This is a genomic window from Streptomyces sp. NPDC057271, assembly GCF_042668715.1.
GTDB lineage: Bacteria > Actinomycetota > Actinomycetes > Streptomycetales > Streptomycetaceae > Streptomyces.
The window spans coordinates 12168-13222 of record NZ_JBHUYJ010000152.1; the positions used below are offsets into that span (position 1 = coordinate 12168).

General features: G+C 69.2%; 1 protein-coding gene and 1 pseudogene. One reads left to right on the forward strand and one right to left on the reverse strand.

Translation table 11 applies throughout. The annotated features are described in order from the left end of the window. Positions 1–69 (forward strand): annotated as a pseudogene (locus ACFUJR_RS36720) (universal stress protein); the annotation flags it as partial. Positions 70–200: 131 nt separating this feature from the next. Here ACFUJR_RS36720 and ACFUJR_RS36725 read toward each other — a convergent pair. Then, positions 201–908: a hypothetical protein gene (locus ACFUJR_RS36725; protein WP_383178300.1), complete on the reverse strand. Its 708-nt coding sequence runs from the start codon at positions 906–908 to the stop codon at positions 201–203. Between the last annotated feature and the right edge of the window lie 147 nt (positions 909–1055).

Here is a 1055-nt window from a genome sequence, read left to right on the forward strand (position 1 = left end):
CTCGGCCATGTCGCCCACGCGGTCATCCACCACAGCCCCGCGCCGGTCGCCGTCGTCCCCTTGACCTGAACGGACGGCGGCTTGACCTGAGCGGACGGCGGCGGCACCGCCTTCACCTGCCGTCGGCGGATTCGACGACGAGGATCCCGTGGACCGGCACCGGTGGTCATCTCGCGCGGCATGTCCCTCCTGGACTCGGCCTACCCGGACCGCAACGCACGAATCCGGGCACGGAAGACGCGCCAGCGTCGCTCGTTGTCGTGAACCAGCGTCGCCGACTCCGCCATCAGATCCGCCGCGCGGTCCAGCAGTTCGGAAGCCGAATACAAGTAGGAAGGGGCCACCCGCTCGCCACGCAGGTCGGCCCGCAGCGCCGCCGGAGCAAATTCGACGCGGTCCAGCAGGTCAAGGGCGCGTCGCAGCAGCCGCGCGACCAGGGCCTGCAGGCCCGCCGACTGCCAGTCGTCGGCGATGATCCGGTGCCGCTCCCCGAGCAGGTCCGCCAGCGCGGGATAGGCAGCCAACCCCCCGGCCATGTCCCACGCCTGCTCCATCGCCCCGGCCAGCCAGACACCCGTCTGCCCAAGGTCGTCCGCCAGCAGCCCGACCTCACGCTTCAGCCTCTGCAGTTCGGGCGGCTCGCCCTCCCCCTCCATGAAGAGAATCCCCGACTCAGCGACGAGCCCCGGGGGATTCAGGTCCTCCGCACCGGCGAACGCGATCGCCGACGCCTGCTCACCCACGCCGATCACGCTCCACCGGTCGGCCAGCGCCTTCAGCGCCCGGGACCGCGCCTGAAGGTCGCCGGCCTGTCGCAACGGCGCCTGTGCGTAGTACTCCTCATGCTCGCGATGGAACCGCGCGAGATTGTCGATCAAATGCAACAGCGACTCAGAGGTCGTTTTCACCTGGGTTGTCTGCGTATCGGTAGATATTCGGGGTGCGTGATTGTGGTGCTGATGAGGTTGCAGAGGTGGTGGGTGCCTGGGCGCCGGGTGGGGTGACGGGTGGGACGGGATGCGACGTGTGTCTGTCTCATCCCAGGACGTCCGGCC